General features: G+C 69.8%; 14 protein-coding genes, 1 tRNA gene and 1 pseudogene. 10 read left to right on the top strand and 6 right to left on the bottom strand.

From position 1 onward, the window contains the following. Positions 1-84 precede the first annotated feature (84 nt). Positions 85-2,175, bottom strand: coding sequence for a phosphocholine-specific phospholipase C (locus NKJ47_RS06430; protein ID WP_429002496.1), 2,091 nt, complete (start codon positions 2,173-2,175; stop codon positions 85-87). Positions 2,176-2,360: 185 nt separating this feature from the next. Here NKJ47_RS06430 and NKJ47_RS06425 point away from each other — a divergent pair, with 185 nt between their 5' ends. Then, on the top strand, positions 2,361-2,981 hold the full coding sequence (locus tag NKJ47_RS06425; RefSeq protein WP_254460672.1) for a histidine phosphatase family protein: 621 nt from the start codon (positions 2,361-2,363) through the stop codon (positions 2,979-2,981). 379 nt (positions 2,982-3,360) lie between these two features. On the opposite strand, the gene NKJ47_RS06420 is transcribed toward NKJ47_RS06425, so the two are convergent. Together NKJ47_RS06420 and NKJ47_RS06415 are read right to left on the bottom strand one after the other, a co-directional pair. Next, a tRNA-Gly gene (locus tag NKJ47_RS06420) sits at positions 3,361-3,434 on the bottom strand. Positions 3,435-3,699: 265 nt separating this feature from the next. Then, the gene (locus NKJ47_RS06415; protein WP_254460671.1) at positions 3,700-5,523 is read right to left on the bottom strand and encodes an autotransporter outer membrane beta-barrel domain-containing protein; all 1,824 of its coding nucleotides are present in this window, start codon (positions 5,521-5,523) and stop codon (positions 3,700-3,702) included. 173 nt (positions 5,524-5,696) lie between these two features. Here NKJ47_RS06415 and thiS point away from each other — a divergent pair, with 173 nt between their 5' ends. The 4 genes from thiS (at position 5,697) to NKJ47_RS06395 (ending at position 9,486) form a co-directional block, all read left to right on the top strand. Further along, positions 5,697-5,897: a sulfur carrier protein ThiS gene (gene thiS, locus NKJ47_RS06410; protein WP_254460670.1), complete on the top strand. Its 201-nt coding sequence runs from the start codon at positions 5,697-5,699 to the stop codon at positions 5,895-5,897. Between the two features lie 63 nt (positions 5,898-5,960). Further along, positions 5,961-6,755, top strand: coding sequence for a thiazole synthase (locus NKJ47_RS06405; RefSeq protein WP_017910410.1), 795 nt, complete (start codon positions 5,961-5,963; stop codon positions 6,753-6,755). Between the two features lie 10 nt (positions 6,756-6,765). Beyond that, entirely contained in the window at positions 6,766-7,551 is a 786-nt protein-coding gene (gene trmB / locus NKJ47_RS06400; protein WP_254460669.1) for a tRNA (guanosine(46)-N7)-methyltransferase TrmB, read from the top strand. A 66-nt stretch (positions 7,552-7,617) separates the two neighbouring features. Then, entirely contained in the window at positions 7,618-9,486 is a 1,869-nt protein-coding gene (locus NKJ47_RS06395; protein ID WP_254460668.1) for an SLC13 family permease, read from the top strand. A 15-nt stretch (positions 9,487-9,501) separates the two neighbouring features. Here NKJ47_RS06395 and NKJ47_RS06390 read toward each other — a convergent pair whose 3' ends face one another. Next, positions 9,502-9,840, bottom strand: a complete 339-nt coding sequence (locus NKJ47_RS06390) for a Rieske (2Fe-2S) protein (protein ID WP_254460667.1) — start codon at positions 9,838-9,840, stop codon at positions 9,502-9,504. Between the two features lie 202 nt (positions 9,841-10,042). On the opposite strand from NKJ47_RS06390, the gene NKJ47_RS06385 reads away from it, so the two are divergent. From NKJ47_RS06385 to NKJ47_RS06365, 5 genes are all read left to right on the top strand, one after another. Beyond that, positions 10,043-10,315 (top strand): hypothetical protein, encoded by a 273-nt coding sequence (locus NKJ47_RS06385; RefSeq protein ID WP_017910413.1) that lies wholly within the window; start codon positions 10,043-10,045, stop codon positions 10,313-10,315. A 119-nt stretch (positions 10,316-10,434) separates the two neighbouring features. Continuing rightward, positions 10,435-11,142 carry a fumarylacetoacetate hydrolase family protein gene (locus NKJ47_RS06380; protein WP_254460666.1) on the top strand — a complete coding sequence of 236 codons (708 nt, stop codon included), beginning with the start codon at positions 10,435-10,437 and terminating at the stop codon, positions 11,140-11,142. A gap of 114 nt (positions 11,143-11,256) precedes the next feature. Further along, positions 11,257-11,676: a large-conductance mechanosensitive channel protein MscL gene (gene mscL / locus NKJ47_RS06375; RefSeq protein WP_254460665.1), complete on the top strand. Its 420-nt coding sequence runs from the start codon at positions 11,257-11,259 to the stop codon at positions 11,674-11,676. Positions 11,677-11,770: 94 nt separating this feature from the next. Further along, a complete protein-coding gene (locus NKJ47_RS06370; protein ID WP_254460664.1) occupies positions 11,771-13,186 on the top strand; it encodes a M28 family peptidase in 1,416 nt (471 codons plus the stop codon). Between the two features lie 61 nt (positions 13,187-13,247). Continuing rightward, positions 13,248-14,297: a LacI family DNA-binding transcriptional regulator gene (locus tag NKJ47_RS06365; protein WP_254460663.1), complete on the top strand. Its 1,050-nt coding sequence runs from the start codon at positions 13,248-13,250 to the stop codon at positions 14,295-14,297. A gap of 231 nt (positions 14,298-14,528) precedes the next feature. On the opposite strand, the pseudogene NKJ47_RS06360 reads toward NKJ47_RS06365, so the two are convergent. Next, positions 14,529-14,840: pseudogene (locus tag NKJ47_RS06360) on the bottom strand (cytochrome P450); the annotation flags it as partial. Between the two features lie 619 nt (positions 14,841-15,459). Next, the gene (locus tag NKJ47_RS06355; protein WP_254460662.1) at positions 15,460-15,549 is read right to left on the bottom strand and encodes a tryptorubin family RiPP precursor; all 90 of its coding nucleotides are present in this window, start codon (positions 15,547-15,549) and stop codon (positions 15,460-15,462) included. Between the last annotated feature and the right edge of the window lie 32 nt (positions 15,550-15,581).

The raw sequence follows: 15,581 nt of genomic DNA, 5'->3' as shown, positions 1-15,581 counted from the left end.
CGGCCACGTTACCTATAGGTCCTGCTCCAGCAATATCCATGCTCAGCCAGTAACTGGCCACGTATCGGAATGCCAGTGCAGCCGCTACACGTCGACCGCGCGGCCGATCGCCGGGTCGCTCATGCTCGGACGGCCGGTTTCGACATGCCCGGCCAGGCGCCGCCGCCAGTGCGGAAACGCCTCGCTGTCGATGGTCAGGTCGTACCAGTGGTGCTGCGCCTGCAACGGCAGACGCAGCACGGTGCGATCCCCGGCGGCCAGCGTGAGCGTCTGCTCGGCGCCATCGCCGCGATACCCGTCGCGCACGCGCAGCGTGCACGGCTGCGTGCCGGCATTGCCGAGCGTCAGCAGCAGGCACTGCGCAGCGGCATCGTAGTCGGCCTCCGCCTGCAGCCCGGCATCGCCGATCCCGTCGCCATGGAACTCGCGCAGAAACCCGTTGGGCCCGTGCAAGCGCAACGCGTAGCCGGCATCGGCGGCATCGCCGCGCCACGCGCGCGCATCCTGCAGCTCGCTGCCGGCGGCGAGCGTGTAGAACCAGGGCCCGGCCATGCCATCGTCGGCATAGGCATTGAGCGCCACGCCAGCGTCGCCGCGGTTGCGCATGCGCAGCACCCGCGCATCCGCCTGCACCTGCAGCCGCACGTCGAAATCGTAGGGCAACGCACGCGCCGGGCGCTGGCCGGGTTCCTGCACCGGCAGCACCTGCTGCGCGGGACGCTGCGGCGGCGGCAACGTCGCGGTCGCGTCGATACGGGCGATGTAGTCGCGGGTGTCCGGCAACGCCACCGGTGCCGGATCGTGGCCGACGAAATCCAGCGTGGAGGTCAGATCGCCGGCGACGGCGCGGCGCCACGGATTGATGTTCGGCTCCATCACGCCGAAACGGCGTTCGAGGAAACGCAGCACCGAGGTGTGGTCGAACACCTGCGAGTTCACCCAGCCGCCGCGGCTCCACGGCGACACCACCAGCATCGGCACCCGCGGCCCCAGGCCGACCGGCACGCCGTGATAGTCCTCGCCATGCAGGTCCACGTTGCTGGCGCCCAGGTCCGGCCGGATCGCCGGCAACGCCGGCGGCACGTGGTCGAAGAAGCCGTCGTTCTCGTCGTAGTTGATCAGGAACACCGTCTTCGACCAGACCTCCGGCGAGGCCGCCAGCACTTCCAGCAGGCGCGCGCTCAAGGATTCGCCGTAGGCCGGCGTGGCTTCGGGATGCTCGCTGAGCAGGTACGGCGCGACGATCCACGACACCTGCGGCAGCGTGCCGGCGCGCACGTCGCGCGCGAACGCCGCGACCAGGTGCTCGCCGCGCGAGGCCTTGGCGTTGTCGGCAGTGGAACCGGGCACGATCGCGCGGCCGCGGCGGTACAGCGGCGAGGCGCGGTCCAGCTTGCGAAAGTTGGCGAAGTACGGATGGCTGTTGTCGCCGTAGTTGTCGAACTCCTGATACACCTGCCAACTGATGCCCGCGGCCTGCAGGCGCTCGGAGTAGGTACTCCAGGTATAGCCGGGGAAGCGCGGATTGTCGCGCGCCATGTCCGCGGTCCAGTTGCCGTCGTCGCGGTTGTTCACCGCCTGCTCGCCGTCGTTGCCCACGCTCAGGCCGCTGGTGCCGGTGAACATGTACATGCGGTTGGGATTGGTCGGGCCGAACAGCGAGGCGTGGTAGCCGTCGCAGAGGGTGAAGGCGTCGGCCAGCGCGTAGTAGAACGGCAGGTCCTCGCGCTGGAAGTGGCCCATGCTCATCGCACTCTTCTGCGCGATCCAGGCGTCGTGGTGCTTCCAGGTCTCGTGCGAGCCCTTCCAGTCGTGGTTGAGATCCTTCATCCACTGCGCGCTGCTGGTCTGGCTGTTGAGCCGGAACGGCAGCACGTAACGGTCGCTGCCCTTGCGCTCGGGCTGGTACCAGACCGGCTTGCCGCTGGGCAGCCGCAACGGCCGCGGATCGCCATAGCCGCGCACCCCGCGCAGGCAGCCGAAGTAATGATCGAAGGAGCGGTTCTCCTGCATCAGGATCACCACGTGCTGCACGTCCTGCAGCGTGCCGGTGACGCGCGCCGGCGGCACCGCCAGCGCACTGCGGATGACGCCCGGCACCAGCGGCATGGCCGCGCCGGCCCCCAGGGCCAGGGACGCGCGGGCGAGAAAACGACGACGGCTGTGATCGATCACAGGAAGCAGGACCAGCAACGAGCAAACGCTCAGGCATCGGCCAGCCTAGCGCTGGTCGATGAAGCGGGTTTGACAGCATGCCGCCGACTGTCGCGACCAGCTCGCCACCAGCCCCAGCGCATCGAGGACGCGGCGCCGTCTCCTCGCTCAGCGCTGGTTCGACAAGACAATGCGAGAAAGGCCGCATGACCACCCTGATCCTCGCCCGCCATGGGCATGTCGACTGGATTGCCCCCGAGCGGTTTCGCGGGCGTGCGGAACTGCCGCTATCGCAGCTTGGCGAATTGCAGGCTGCAGCGCTGGCGGCACGAGTGGCCCAAAGCTGGGCGCCGGACGCGATCTACACCAGCCCACTGTCGCGGTGCGTACGGACCGGCGACGCGATCGCACAGGCGACCGGCGTGCCGGCCAAGGTCCTGGACGACCTGTCCGACATCGATTACGGCCAGTGGCAGGGGCTGACGCACGACGAGGTGGCTGCGCGCTGGCCCGATCTCGCGCGGACCTGGTTTGCGATGCCGGACCTCGCGCTGATACCGGAAGGCGAAACGCTGGCGGACGTGCTGGTTCGCGCAATGAAGGTGCTGCACAGGATCCTGCAAGATCACAGCGGCCAGACCGTCGTCCTGGTTGGCCACGACAGCATCAACCGGGTCCTCCTCCTGCAATGCCTCGGGCTGCCGCTGGCGCGCTACTGGCGCATCAAGCAGGAGCCGTGCTGCGTGAATGAAATCGTGATCGAAGAAAGCACCTTCACGCTGCATCGCCTCAACGAAACCCATCACACGCTCGGCCTTCGCATCTAGTGCTATCCGGCGCCCGTGTCTGCAGCGTCGGAAGGCGTTGCCGCGCGGAGGACTGCTACCCGGTCAGCACCATCGGCCAGACCCACGAGCGCCCCGTCCGCATGCATGGAGACGTTCGATAGCGCCGCCCGCATACAGACCCGCACCACACGCGCAGCGTCGCCGCCGGGGCCAGAGAGGGTGAACGAGGAAAATGTGAGCCGAGCCGCCGTTGCAGGTAGCGCGACAAAAACGCGTGCAGAGGGGCCAGAGCGGCGCGACAGCGAAGGATTCGGGATATTCGACACCTTGACCGATACTCCGAAGAGGGATCGTTCGAAGCTGTCATCTCGCGCTGGCCGCCGTGCGGCTTCAATCACTTATGCGCTTGAAGGCAAGCTGGAGCGGGCGATGGGAATCGAACCCACGTCAGTAGCTTGGGAAGCTACAGCTCTACCATTGAGCTACGCCCGCGTTGCCGGTGCAGTCTATGCGCTGGGCCGGGGGTTGCGCAAGAAAGCGGCGTGCTGCGGGCCGGAGCGCACGGACGAGCCCGGCACTACCCAGCAGCGTACCCCGGAAATGCAGAAGGGCTTCAGTCCCGACGGCTCGGGATCCGAGGCGTCGGGGCTGAAGCCCCTCCCACAACAGGCATCCACTGCCTTTGGCTTACCTCACCATCGTCTGCCCTACCCTGCCCGGCACGCAGCCGGGCAAGGTGGGTGAAGGCGGACGGTGCTTAGAAGCTGCCGCCGAAGTTCACGAACAGCGAGGTGTCGTGCGCGCGCGACTGGCCGGTGGTGGTGGCGATGCCGACGTTGCTCTCGAAGCCCCACAGCTTGGTCCGCGCGCCCAGCACCACCGACGCGTAGTTGCGGTCGAAGTTGATGCCCGGCACCGCGTACTCGCCCAGGTCGGACATGGTCTGCAGCCACGCGGTGGCTTCCTGGTTCTTCTTGAACTCGTGGTCGTAGGTGGCCTGCAGGTAGGGCTTCACCATGCCGGCATCGAGGCTGGCCTTCCAGCCGATGCGGCCGACCATCGACTCGACGTCGCGGTCGCTGTAGCCCAGCGCGCTGGAGTTGGGGTTGCTCTCGGTGTAACCGTCGAGCTTGACCTTCTGCCAGATCGCCGCGGCCACCGGGCCGTGCTTGAAGCTGCCTTCGCCGAATTCGTAGCCGCCCTGCAGCGCCGCGGTCAGGTTGCTGCCGTCCGGCGAGCCCTTGTGTTCGATGGTCGCCGGGCCGAGGTTGACCTTGCGGGTGACGTCGTAGCTCAGCCAGGTGTAGCTGACCTGGGCGTTGACCCAGGCATGCTCGCCGTACCAGCCGGCGAAGCCGCCCAGGGTGCTGTCGTCCTGGGTGTAGTCGCCGCCGCGGTTGCCGAAGTCGGCATCGGTACGACCGAAACCGCCGAAGCCGCCGAACACCCACTCGCCACGCGACCAGTCCACGCCGAACAGGCCGGCCGGGGCCATGCCGTCGTACAGGTCGCCGTGCTGGTAGCGCTGCATGTCGCCGCGCAGGTTGCCCCACCAGCGCACACCGTCCGCCTCCGGGCGGCCGTCGACGTGCCAGGCAACCTGGTCGGCGCGCGAGCGGCCGACCATCTGCGCCGAGTGGGTCAGGATCTGCTGGGTGCGCGGGCCTTCCAGGATCGACAGCGCGTACTGCGCCAGCAGTTCGTGGGTGCGACCGGTCGGGTGCACGCCGTCGGCGAACACATAGGTGTCGGCGGCGTCGGCACTGACGTAGCTGGTCGGGTTGCAGGTCAGCGACTGCGCGGTGATCTGCGGCTGGCAGGCGGTGCCGGTGACGTTGCTGAAGCCGTAGGTACCGGGATTGGCCACCACTTCCTGCAGCAGGTGGAAGGTGTCGACCGGGATCACCCGCAGCCCGGCGCTCTTCAGGCCGGAGAACAGCGCGGTGTTGTACGCGGTGGCCAGCGCGGTGCCCTGCGCCATCGCCGCGGCGCCGCCGGCGCGGAAGCGCGGGGTGATGCCGACGTCGGGCAGGTTGTTGACCATGACATAGCGCGCGCCGGCGTTCTGCAAGCTCGCGACGATGCCCACCTCGGCGGTCACCGCATTGCCGATGGTGGCCTGCACCGGCGCACCGCCGGCGATGGCGAACAGGTCGTTGGCGCCGCCCCACACCGAGTACAGCGCATTCGGGTCGGCCTTGCCGCCGTTGGCGGCCAGGTAGTTGCTGGCCTGGGTCGCCAGCGACGGCGCCACGCCCAGGGCGCTGGCGTTGGCCACGCCGACGCGGGCGTTGCCGGCGGCATAGTCGTCGCCGATCTGGCCGTTGCCGTTGGCGGCGGCGTTGGTGCCGTAGTACTCGGCCACGTACTGCGCCCAGACGAAGTCCGGGTTGGTGGTGAACTGGCCGGTCACCGCACGCACCGAGGCCGGCAGCAGCGGACGGTAGTAGCCGGCGTCGGTCAGGCTGTCGCCGAAGAACACGGTGCGGCTATAGGTGGTGGACTGCGCGAACGCGGGCGCGGCGGCGAGCACGATCGCCGCGGCAAGCAGCGAGCGGAGCGGACGGATGGACGAAGTCATGGAAGCCCTCCCGGGCAGAAATGGAACACAAGAAATCGAACGAAACTGGGGAGCGGCAGCTCCATACGTCGCCGCATGGCCGACATCATTTCACCTCTGCCGGGCACGCTCACGTTGCACTGCCGCAAGAATCACGACTCGCACGCCAGTGGCGCGCATTGCACAATGATGGCATGAACATCGAATTGAACGGCAGACAATGCACGCTGGCGCCGGCCACCACGGTGGCCACGCTGCTGCAGGCCGAGGGGCTGGGGCAGCGGCGGGTGGCGGTCGAGGTCAACGGCGAGATCGTGCCGCGCGGCGCGCACGCCGAACACGAACTGCACGCCGGCGACCGGGTCGAGATCGTGCACGCGCTGGGCGGCGGCTGAATCGGGCCGCCGCGCGCCGCGGCCGGACTCGGCAGGGCCGGTGCGATGGGCGATAATCCGCCGATGAACGCTCCCGCCCCCCACGATGCGCTGGTGATCGCCGGCAAACCCTACCGTTCGCGCCTGCTCACCGGCACCGGCAAGTTCGCCGACCTCGAACAGACCCGCCTGGCCACCGAGGCCGCCGCCGCGCAGATCGTCACCGTGGCGATCCGCCGCAGCAACATCGGCCAGAACCCGGGCGAGCCCAACCTGCTCGACGTGCTGCCGCCCGAGCAGTACACCATCCTGCCCAACACCGCCGGCTGCTATACCGCCGAGGACGCGGTGCGCACCTGCCGCTTGGCGCGCGAACTGCTCGACGGCCACAACCTGACCAAGCTGGAAGTGCTGGGCGACCAGCGCACCCTGTTCCCGGACGTGGTGCAGACCCTCAAGGCCGCCGAAATCCTGGTGGCCGACGGCTTCGAGGTGATGGTCTATACCAGCGACGACCCGATCCTGGCCAAGCGCCTGGAAGAGATCGGCTGCGTGGCGGTGATGCCGCTGGCCGCGCCGATCGGCTCCGGCCTGGGCATCCAGAACCGCTACAACCTGCTGGAGATCATCGACAACGCCAAGGTGCCGATCATCGTCGACGCCGGCGTCGGCACCGCCTCGGACGCGGCGATCGCGATGGAGCTGGGCTGCGACGGCGTATTGATGAACACCGCCATCGCCGGCGCGCGCAATCCGGTGCTGATGGCCAGCGCCATGCGCAAGGCGGTGGAGGCCGGCCGCGAGGCGTTCCTGGCCGGGCGCATCCCGCGCAAGCGCTACGCCAGCGCCTCCTCGCCGGTCGACGGGCTGATCGGGTGAGGCTGCAGGCATGACCGACCCGTTCTCCAGCGCCGGCGCCAAGACCCCGCCGAAACCCTTCACCGTCGAGGAAGGGCACCGCCAGGTGCGCAGCTTCGTGCTGCGCCAGGGCCGCTTCACCCCGGCCCAGCAGCGCGCGTTCGACGCGCTGTGGCCGCGCTTCGGCCTGGATTACAGCGGCCAGCCGCGCGACCTGGACGCCACCTTCGGCCGCAACGCGCCCAAGGTGCTGGAGATCGGCTTCGGCAACGGCGCCGCGTTGCGCCATGCCGCGCAACACGACCCGAGCCGCGACTACATCGGCATCGAGGTGCACGCGCCCGGCGTCGGCCGCCTGCTCAACGCGCTGGCCGAGGACAGCGCCGACCACGTGCGCCTGTACCACCACGATGCGGTGGAGGTGCTGCAGCACGAGATCGCCGACGGCAGCCTGGACGAGGTGCGCATCTACTTCCCCGATCCCTGGCACAAGAAGCGCCACAACAAGCGGCGCCTGCTGCAGCCGGCGTTCGCCGCGCTGCTGGTACGCAAGCTGCGCGACGGCGGGCGCCTGCACTGCGCCACCGACTGGGCCGACTACGCCGAGCAGATGTGGGACGTGCTCGACGCCACCCCCGGCCTGGTCAACCGCGCCGGCCCGCGCGGCCACGTGCCGCGCCCGGACTGGCGCCCCCAGACCCACTTCGAGACCCGCGGCCAGAAGTTGGGGCATGGGGTGTGGGATTTGCTGTACGACCGGGAATCGGGAACGGGGAATCGGGAATCGGAAGCGCCCTCGCCCGCCCCTCCCCGATAGCGACGACCTGCGACGACCGGCCGCTTCTGCCATTCTCCATTCCCGATTCCCCATTCCCGGCCTCGCATGGACACCGCGCTGACGCTGACCACCGATATGAAGCTCGTGCTCGGGCTGGTCGGCTTCACCATGGCGATGTTCGTGTTCGAGCGGATCCGCGCCGACGTGGTGGCGCTGGTGGTGCTGGTGGTGCTCGGCGTCACCGGGCTGATCGCGCCGGAAGAGCTGTTCAGCGGCTTCTCCGGCAACGCGGTGATGAGCATCATCGCCACCACCATCCTCGGCGCCGGGCTGGAGCGCACCGGCGCGCTGAACCGGCTGGCGTCGTGGCTGCTGCGGCGCGCGCGCGGGGTGGAGGAACGGCTGATGCTGCTGACCACCGCCATCGCCGGGCTCAACTCCTCGTTCATGCAGAACCCCTCGGTGATGGCGCTGTACCTGCCGGTGGCCTCGCGCCTGGCCGGGCGCACCGGGCTCACCCTGCAGCGGCTGCTGCTGCCGATCGCCGCGGCCATCGTGATGGGCGGCGCATTGACCATGGTCGGCAACTCGCCGCTGATCCTGCTCAACGACCTGCTGCAGTCGGCCAACAACAACCTACCCTCGGGCATGGCCACCATCGAGCCGCTGCGCATGTTCGCGCCGCTGCCGATCGGCGTGGCGCTGCTGCTGGCCTCGCTGATCTACTTCCGCGTGCGCGGCGACAAGGCGCTGGCCGAAGAGGAGCGGCTGATCAACGATGGCGTCACCCCGGCGCGCACCGAGAGCTACTTCGCGCGTACCTACGGCATCGAAGGCGACGTGTTCGAGCTGATCGTCAGCGCCGACAGCCCGCTGGTCGGCATGACCCTGGGCGAGGCCGAGACCGTGCACGACGCGCCGCTGCTGCTGGCGCTGAAGACCGGCAACGACACCCGGCTGGCGCCGCCGGCGGACATGCGCATCTGGGTCGGCAGCGTGCTCGGGGTGATGGGCGCGCGCCAGCAGGTCGCCGATTTCGCGCAGAACCAGTTCCTGCGCCTGTCCTCGCGCCTGCGCAACCTGGGCGACCTGTTCAATCCCAGCCGCGCCGGCATCTCCGAAGCGGTGATCCCGCCGACCTCGCGCTTCATCGGCAAGAGCGCGGCCGAACTGCGCCTGCGCAAGCAGGCCGGGATCAGCCTGCTGGCGATCAACCGCGACAAGCAGGTGATCCGCGAGGACGTGCGCAAGGTGCCGCTGCGCGCCGGCGACATGCTGGTGTTCCACAGCATCTGGCAGGACCTGGCGCAGGCCTCGGAAAGCCGCGACTTCGTGGTGGTCACCGACTACCCCAAGGGCGAGCACCGCCCGCACAAGTTCAAGATCGCGATGACGATCTTCGCCCTGACCATCCTGATCGCGCTCACCTCCAAGCTGCCGGTGGCGCTGACCCTGATGACCGGCGTCGCCGGCATGCTGCTGACCGGCGTGCTGCGCATGGACGAGGCCTATGCGGCGATCAACTGGAAGACCGTGTTCCTGATGGCCGGGCTGATCCCGCTGGGCTGGGCGATGGACAGCAGCGGCGCGGCGGCCTGGGTCGCCGGCCACACCATCGCGCGCTTGCCCGAGGGCATCCCGGTATGGGCACTGGAGATCGCCCTGGGCCTGCTCACCACCGCGTTCTCGCTGGTGATCAGCCACGTCGGCGCGACCATCGTGATGGTGCCGATCGCGGTCAACCTGGCGCTGGCGGCCGGCGGCAATCCCACCGCGTTCGCGCTGATCGTGGCGCTGTCGGCGTCCAACAACCTGATGACCGCGTCCAATCCGGTGATCTCGATGATCACCGGCCCGGCCAACTACCAGCCGCGCGAACTGTGGCGGGTCGGCGGCCCGCTGTCGCTGATCTACACGCTGGTGGTGGTGCTGATGGTCAACCTGATGTCGATGGACTGGTGGCACGCGCTGTAGCGCACGCCCTGCGCGCTAGACCAGCACCACCTGCCCTGCCCGCACATCCACCGGCACCGCATGCAGGCTCTGGCCGCGGCATGGGCCGGACACGCACAGGCCGCCCTGCAGTTCGAAGGCGGCGCCGTGCGCGGCGCACACCACATGGCCCTCGCGGCTCTTCAGGAACTGCCCCGGCGCCCAGTCCAGGCGGCGCCCGGCGTGCGGGCACACGTTCAACCAGGCGCGCACGGCGTCGCCCTCGCGGTACAGCAGCAACGACTCGGACTCGCCACCGAGCACCGCCCCGGCCTCGGCCAGTTCGCCGGGGACGAGATCGTGCAGCGATGCCAGCACGGCGGGAGATTCGGTCATGGCGCGCAGCACGGGCAACGAGGAGATCGCCATTTTCGCATGGGCGCTCGCCCCCGCGGCGCGGCGCCCTCTTCACTCCTCAAGGACATGCAAGCCCCTGAACGCAAAGTGTTAATTTTTCGCTTAACGAAGTTTTCACTCCGTCACATAAAACAGCGCCGATACTGCGCCCCTTCGGTTCAAACTGAAACAGAGTTCTGCCATGCGCGCTCGCCTCTTCAATTTCGACCAATTCCGGCACGTCTTCGCGCCGCGCAAGCCGCGCCATCCGCTGGTCAAGCTGGCGGTGGGCCTGCTCGGCCTGGCGATCCTGGCCGGGTTGGTATTCGTCAGCGTGTTCGTGGGCGCGGCGATGATCCTGGGCGGCATCGCCATGAAGCTGCTGAGCCAGCGCGGCAAGCGTCCGGCCACCGCGCGCCGCCATGTCGTCGATGGCGAGTACCGGGTGGTGCGCAAGCCGGCCTTGCCGCTTTAGAGCGGGGAATGGGGAATCGGGATTGGGGAATCGCAAGAGCGGATTCCGTATGCCTGTTGGATTTGGGTTGAACCCATCGCGGTAGACTGCTGCATCCCCTTCTCGTTGGATGCACGCCCATGAAAGACCTGTTCGCCGCTGCCGAGGCTCCGCGCGTTCCCGTGCGCGGCCTGGGTCTGTTCCCGGTGCATCGCATCTACTGCGTGGGCCGCAACTTCGCCGACCATGCGCGCGAGATGGGCGCCAGCGCACCGGCCTCGAAGGCCGAGCGCGGCCAGCCGACCTTCTTCATGAAACCGGCCGATGCGCTGGTGATCGGCGACGAGGCCATCCCCTACCCGTCCGCGACCCAGGAGCTGCACCACGAGGTGGAACTGGTGGTGGCGCTGGGCCAGGACGCGCCGGCCGGCGTGCTGCCGGTCGACGCCGCCGAGGCGCTGGTCCTGGCCTATGGCGTGGGCCTGGACCTGACCCGTCGCGACCTGCAGGCCGCCGCCAAGGCCAAGGGCCTGCCGTGGGACATCGCCAAGGGCTTCGACGCGTCCGCGCCGATCAGCGAGCTGATCCCGGCCGGCGAGGTCGGTGCGCTGGAAGCGCTGAACCTGTCGCTGGAGGTCAATGGCGAGGTGCGCCAGCAGTCGCTGCTGGAGCAGATGATCTGGAACGTGCCGGAGATCCTGCACGAATTGTCCAAGCTGTTCGCGCTGCGCGCCGGCGACCTGGTGTTCATGGGCACGCCGGCCGGCGTGGCCGCGCTGCGCCCGGGCGACCGTTTCAGCGCGCGCCTGGAGAACGTCGCCGAGCGCCACGGCCGCATCGTCGGCTGAGAGGCCGCGCGTGCCGGTCGCGCGGCGGATGCATGCCCGTGATCTGAACACCACGGCCACTGCGCTAGGCTAACGCCGCGGCGACAGGCCCGCACTGACAAGAAAGGAGTTCCGATGAGCATGATCCGCGAATTCAAGGAATTCGCCATGCGCGGCAACGTGCTCGACCTGGCGGTCGGCGTGGTGCTCGGCGCCGCGTTCGGCAAGATCGTCACCGCGCTGGTGGAGAAGATCATCATGCCGCCGATCGGACTGCTCGTGGGCGGCGTGGATTTCTCGCGCTGGGCGTGGACGCTGAGGGCGGCCACGGTGGACGCCGCGGGCAAGCCGGTGCCGGCGGTGGCGATCGGCATCGGCGATTTCCTCAACACCATCATCCAGTTCGTGATCGTGGCCTTCGCCATCTTCATGCTGGTCAAGGCGATCAACCGCATCGCCCGCAAGGAACCGCCGGCGCCGAAGGCCCCGAGCGAGGAAGTGCTGCTGCTGCGCGAGATCCGCGATTCGCTCAAGCCCGAGCCGCGCCCGGAGTAAGCACGACGGCGCGCGCGGCCTCCGCCATGGAGGCCGCGCCGTGCACGGCGGCGAGGCGCTGCTAAGCTCGCCGTTCCTGTCCGCGGAGTCTTCCATGCGCCGTCTCGCCGTCGTCATCGCTGCCGTCCTGAGCCTGTCCTCCCCTGCCGTCGCCGCCGAGGCCACGCGCATTCCGGAGGCAGCGTTGCGCGATGCGGCGACGCTGCGGGAGCGGGCGCTGGCCGACGACACCGGCTGGAAGGTGGTCGAGTCGCTGACCACCGAGATCGGTCCGCGCCTGGCCGGCAGCGACGCCGATGCGCGCGCGGTGGCCTGGGCCACGGCGAAGTTCAAGGCGCTGGGCTTCGACAAGGTGTGGACCGAGCCGGTGACGTTCCCGAAGTGGGAGCGGCGCAGCGAACACGCCCAGGTGCTCGGCGCGCACGCACAACCGCTGACCGTCACCGCGCTGGGCGGCAGCCCCGGCGGCACGGTCGAGGCCGAGGTGGTGCGCTTTGCCGACCTGGCCGCGTTGCGGGCGGCGCCGGCCGACGCGCTGCGCGGCAAGATCGCCTTCGTCGATTACCAGATGCTGCGCACCCGCGACGGCAAGGACTACGGCAATGGCGGCGCGGTGCGCAGCAAGGGGCCGTCCGAAGCGATCCGCAAGGGCGCCGTCGGCTTCGTGATGCGCTCGGCCGGCACCGATTCGCACCGTGTGCCGCATACCGGCATCACCCGCTTCGACGAGGGACTGACGCCGGTGCCTTCTGCGGCGCTGTCGGTACCCGACGCCAACCAGTTGGCGCGCCTGCTGGCGCGCGGCCCGGTGCGCCTGCGCCTGGCGCTGGACTGCGGCTGGGACGGCACCGCCACCTCCTACAACGTGATCGGGCAGATCACCGGGCGCACGCTGCCCGACGAGGTCGTGCTGATCGGCGGCCACCTGGATTCGTGGGACCTGGGCACCGGCGCGATCGACGACGGCGCCGGCGTCGCCATCAGCATGGCCGCCGGGCATCTGATCGGCCAGCTCAAGCAGGCGCCCAAGCGCAGCATCCGCGTGGTCGCCTTCGCCAACGAGGAGCAGGGCCTGTACGGCGGCAAGGCCTACGCGCAGGCGCATGCGCAGGACGTGGCACGGCATCAGATCGCCGCCGAAAGCGACTTCGGCGCCGGCCGCATCTATGCCTTCAACACCGGCTCCGGCGACGCCGCCGGCTCGCGCGAAGCGACCCGGCAGATCGCCGAGGCGCTGGCGCCGCTCGGCATCGCCTATGCGCCGGACGCCGGCGGCCCCGGCCCGGACGTCGGTCCGCTGGCCGCCAAGGGCGCTGCCTGGGCCTGGCTGGCGCAGGACGGCAGCGACTACTTCGATCTGCACCACACCGCCGACGACACCCTGGACAAGATCGACCCGAAGGCGCTGGCGCAGAACGTCGCCGCGTATGCGGTGTTCGCATATCTGGCGGCACAGGCCGATGGCGGTTTCGGCAGCCAGGCCAAGACAGTGGAACCGCCCAAGGAGTAAAGTGCACCGCCCCTGCGCAGGACGCGCGCAGGGGTTCCCTTCCGCAGCAGTGCCAGGACCTTTGATGGGCATACGGCAACGCCGCGCGGGCTCAGCGGTGACGTTGCTGGATGTGGCCCGCCATGCCGGCGTGTCGCCGATGACCGCCTCGCGCGTGATCAACCGCCACCCGCGCGTGAGCGCGACCATGCGCGAACGCGTCGAAGCGTCGATCCAGGCGCTCGGCTACCGCCCCAACCTCGCCGGCCGCTCGCTGCGCACCGCCGGACTGGCGCGCATCGGCGTGCTGTACAGCAATCCCAGCGCGGCCTACCTCAACCAGTTCATGCTCGGCGTGCTGGAGCAGAGCAGCCTGGAAGGCTGCCAGGTGCTGGTGGAGAAGAGCGAGGACAGCGACAGCCAGCGCGCCGCCACCGAACGCCTGCTCGATGCCGGCGCCGACGGCCTGATCCTGCCGCCGCCGCTGTGCGATGCGCGGCAGACCATCGCCGAACTGGAGGCGCGCGGCATTCCGCTGGTGGCGGTGGCCACCGGCGCGCCGATGCCCAGGGTCAGCTCGGTGCGCATCGACGACTACCAGGCCGCGTGCGCGCTCACCCGGTACCTGCTCGACCTGGGCCACCGCGACATCGGCTTCATCAGCGGCGATCCCGGCCACACGCCCAGCGCGCTGCGCAGCCGCGCGTTCTTCGACACCATGGCCCAGGCCGGGCTGACGGTGGCGCCGCAGCGCGTGGCCGAAGGACTGTTCACCTACCGCTCCGGGCTGCTCGCGGCCACCACGCTGCTGCAGGCCACGCCGCGCCCCAGCGCGATCCTGTGCAGCAACGACGACATGGCCGCGGCGGCGCTGGCGATCGCGCACGGGCTGCGCCTGCGCGTGCCCGAGGACCTGTCGATCGCCGGTTTCGACGACACGCCGGTGGCGACCACGATCTGGCCGGAGCTGACCACCATCCACCAGCCGGTCACGGCGATGGGCGGAGCGGCGGTGACGCTGCTGCTCGCCGAGATCCGCCAGCGCCGCGACGGCCTGCCCAGCCGCGGCACCCACCAGGTGCTGGACTACACCCTGGTCACGCGCGGGTCCACCGCGCCGCCGCGGCGCTGAGCGCGGCGATGGCGCGCACGCCACCGCTCAGGCGTGCGCTTGCCGGACCACGTCGACCTGGGCCACGCCGAGCAGCCCGGTCAGCGGCACCGCGGCGCGGCGCTGCCGCGGACTCGCCACCAGCTTCTGCGCACGCAGCAGGTCCAGCAACCGCTCCGCCAGCGGCATGACCATGTGCCGCCCCCAGCAGCGTTCGGAGGCATGCCCGAACGGCAGGTAGCCGGGCAGCGCATCGGGATCCAGGCCATCCCAGCGCTCCGGGCGGAACGCCTCCGGCGCTTCCCACAACGCCGGATCGCGATGGCTGAGCAAGGGCAGCACCAGCACGTCGTCGGCGGCGCCGATGCGCGGATCCAGCGCGCCGTACTCCGGCGAGGCGTTGCGCAGGATGTTCCAGGACGGCGGCAGCAGGCGCAGGGTTTCGTAGAGGAGGTTGCGGTTGGAGACGTGCGCGTCGAACGGCGATCCCAGCCACAGCGCGTTGGCGACCAGCGTGGAAATGGTGAAGCACACCGGCGCGGCGGTGCGCCGGTACAGACCCATCGCATCGCGGCGCGCGCGGTAGCCGTCGGCCGTGGACAGCAGCCTGGCCAACGCCGAGGCCTCCGCGTCCGGCGCCAGCGGCGCGAGCGCGCCGGCGGCGATCACCGCCCAGGTCAGGCGCGGCGTCAGTTCCAGGGCGCGGTCCATCAGCAGGCGCAGGCGCCACGGGTCGCCGCCGAGCAGCAGGTCGCGCAGATAGACGTGGCCGACGTGCGGCCATGGACCGGACAGGTCGCGGGTCGGCGGCGGCCGCTGCAGCGCCTCGCGCACATCGCGGCCGATCGCCTGCATCAGCTTGGCCGCCTCGCTGCGCGCGATCGAGCGGCCGTGCAGCGGCTTGAAGGTCGGCCGTTCGTGTTCGGTGGCGGGCCGCGCCGCGAGCAGGCGATCGCTCAGCGCGGCGCCGGCGACGCCGACCGTATCGGCATCCAGGCGGAACGCCTCCTGCCCCAGATGCGTGCGCAGCAACGCCTGCAGACGCGGCGCGAAGACCGTGGCGCGTGCGTGGCGCTCGACCATGGTGGCGGACATCGCGAGTCTCCTGGAGGAACGGCGCCCGGCGCAGCGCATCCGCCGGGCCCCGGCCGCACGGCACGCCGCGCGGCAACGCACACGGCGCTCAGTACCAGATGTACCAGGCGTACGACTTCAGCGGCTTCTTCGACGACAGCAGGTGCTTGAGGGAGAACAGCAGCTTCATGAGCGACATCTCCGCAGGAGTGACGATGGCCCTTTCGGGGG

The sequence above is a fragment of the Xanthomonas sacchari genome, assembly GCF_024266585.1.
GTDB classification, from domain to species: Bacteria; Pseudomonadota; Gammaproteobacteria; order Xanthomonadales; family Xanthomonadaceae; genus Xanthomonas_A; species Xanthomonas_A sacchari_C.
Note: the sequence above shows the minus strand (reverse complement) of the source record. Positions and strands in the feature narration are given on the sequence as shown.

Coding starts and splice junctions, on each gene's coding strand:
- NKJ47_RS06425 (WP_254460672.1), top strand. CDS start 2,361: ATGACCACCCTGATCCTCGCCCGCCATGGGCATGTCGACTGGATTGCC.
- NKJ47_RS06415 (WP_254460671.1), bottom strand. CDS start 5,523: ATGACTTCGTCCATCCGTCCGCTCCGCTCGCTGCTTGCCGCGGCGATC.
- thiS (WP_254460670.1), top strand. CDS start 5,697: ATGAACATCGAATTGAACGGCAGACAATGCACGCTGGCGCCGGCCACC.
- NKJ47_RS06405 (WP_017910410.1), top strand. CDS start 5,961: ATGAACGCTCCCGCCCCCCACGATGCGCTGGTGATCGCCGGCAAACCC.
- trmB (WP_254460669.1), top strand. CDS start 6,766: ATGACCGACCCGTTCTCCAGCGCCGGCGCCAAGACCCCGCCGAAACCC.
- NKJ47_RS06395 (WP_254460668.1), top strand. CDS start 7,618: ATGGACACCGCGCTGACGCTGACCACCGATATGAAGCTCGTGCTCGGG.
- NKJ47_RS06390 (WP_254460667.1), bottom strand. CDS start 9,840: ATGACCGAATCTCCCGCCGTGCTGGCATCGCTGCACGATCTCGTCCCC.
- NKJ47_RS06385 (WP_017910413.1), top strand. CDS start 10,043: ATGCGCGCTCGCCTCTTCAATTTCGACCAATTCCGGCACGTCTTCGCG.
- NKJ47_RS06380 (WP_254460666.1), top strand. CDS start 10,435: ATGAAAGACCTGTTCGCCGCTGCCGAGGCTCCGCGCGTTCCCGTGCGC.
- mscL (WP_254460665.1), top strand. CDS start 11,257: ATGAGCATGATCCGCGAATTCAAGGAATTCGCCATGCGCGGCAACGTG.
- NKJ47_RS06370 (WP_254460664.1), top strand. CDS start 11,771: ATGCGCCGTCTCGCCGTCGTCATCGCTGCCGTCCTGAGCCTGTCCTCC.
- NKJ47_RS06355 (WP_254460662.1), bottom strand. CDS start 15,549: ATGTCGCTCATGAAGCTGCTGTTCTCCCTCAAGCACCTGCTGTCGTCG.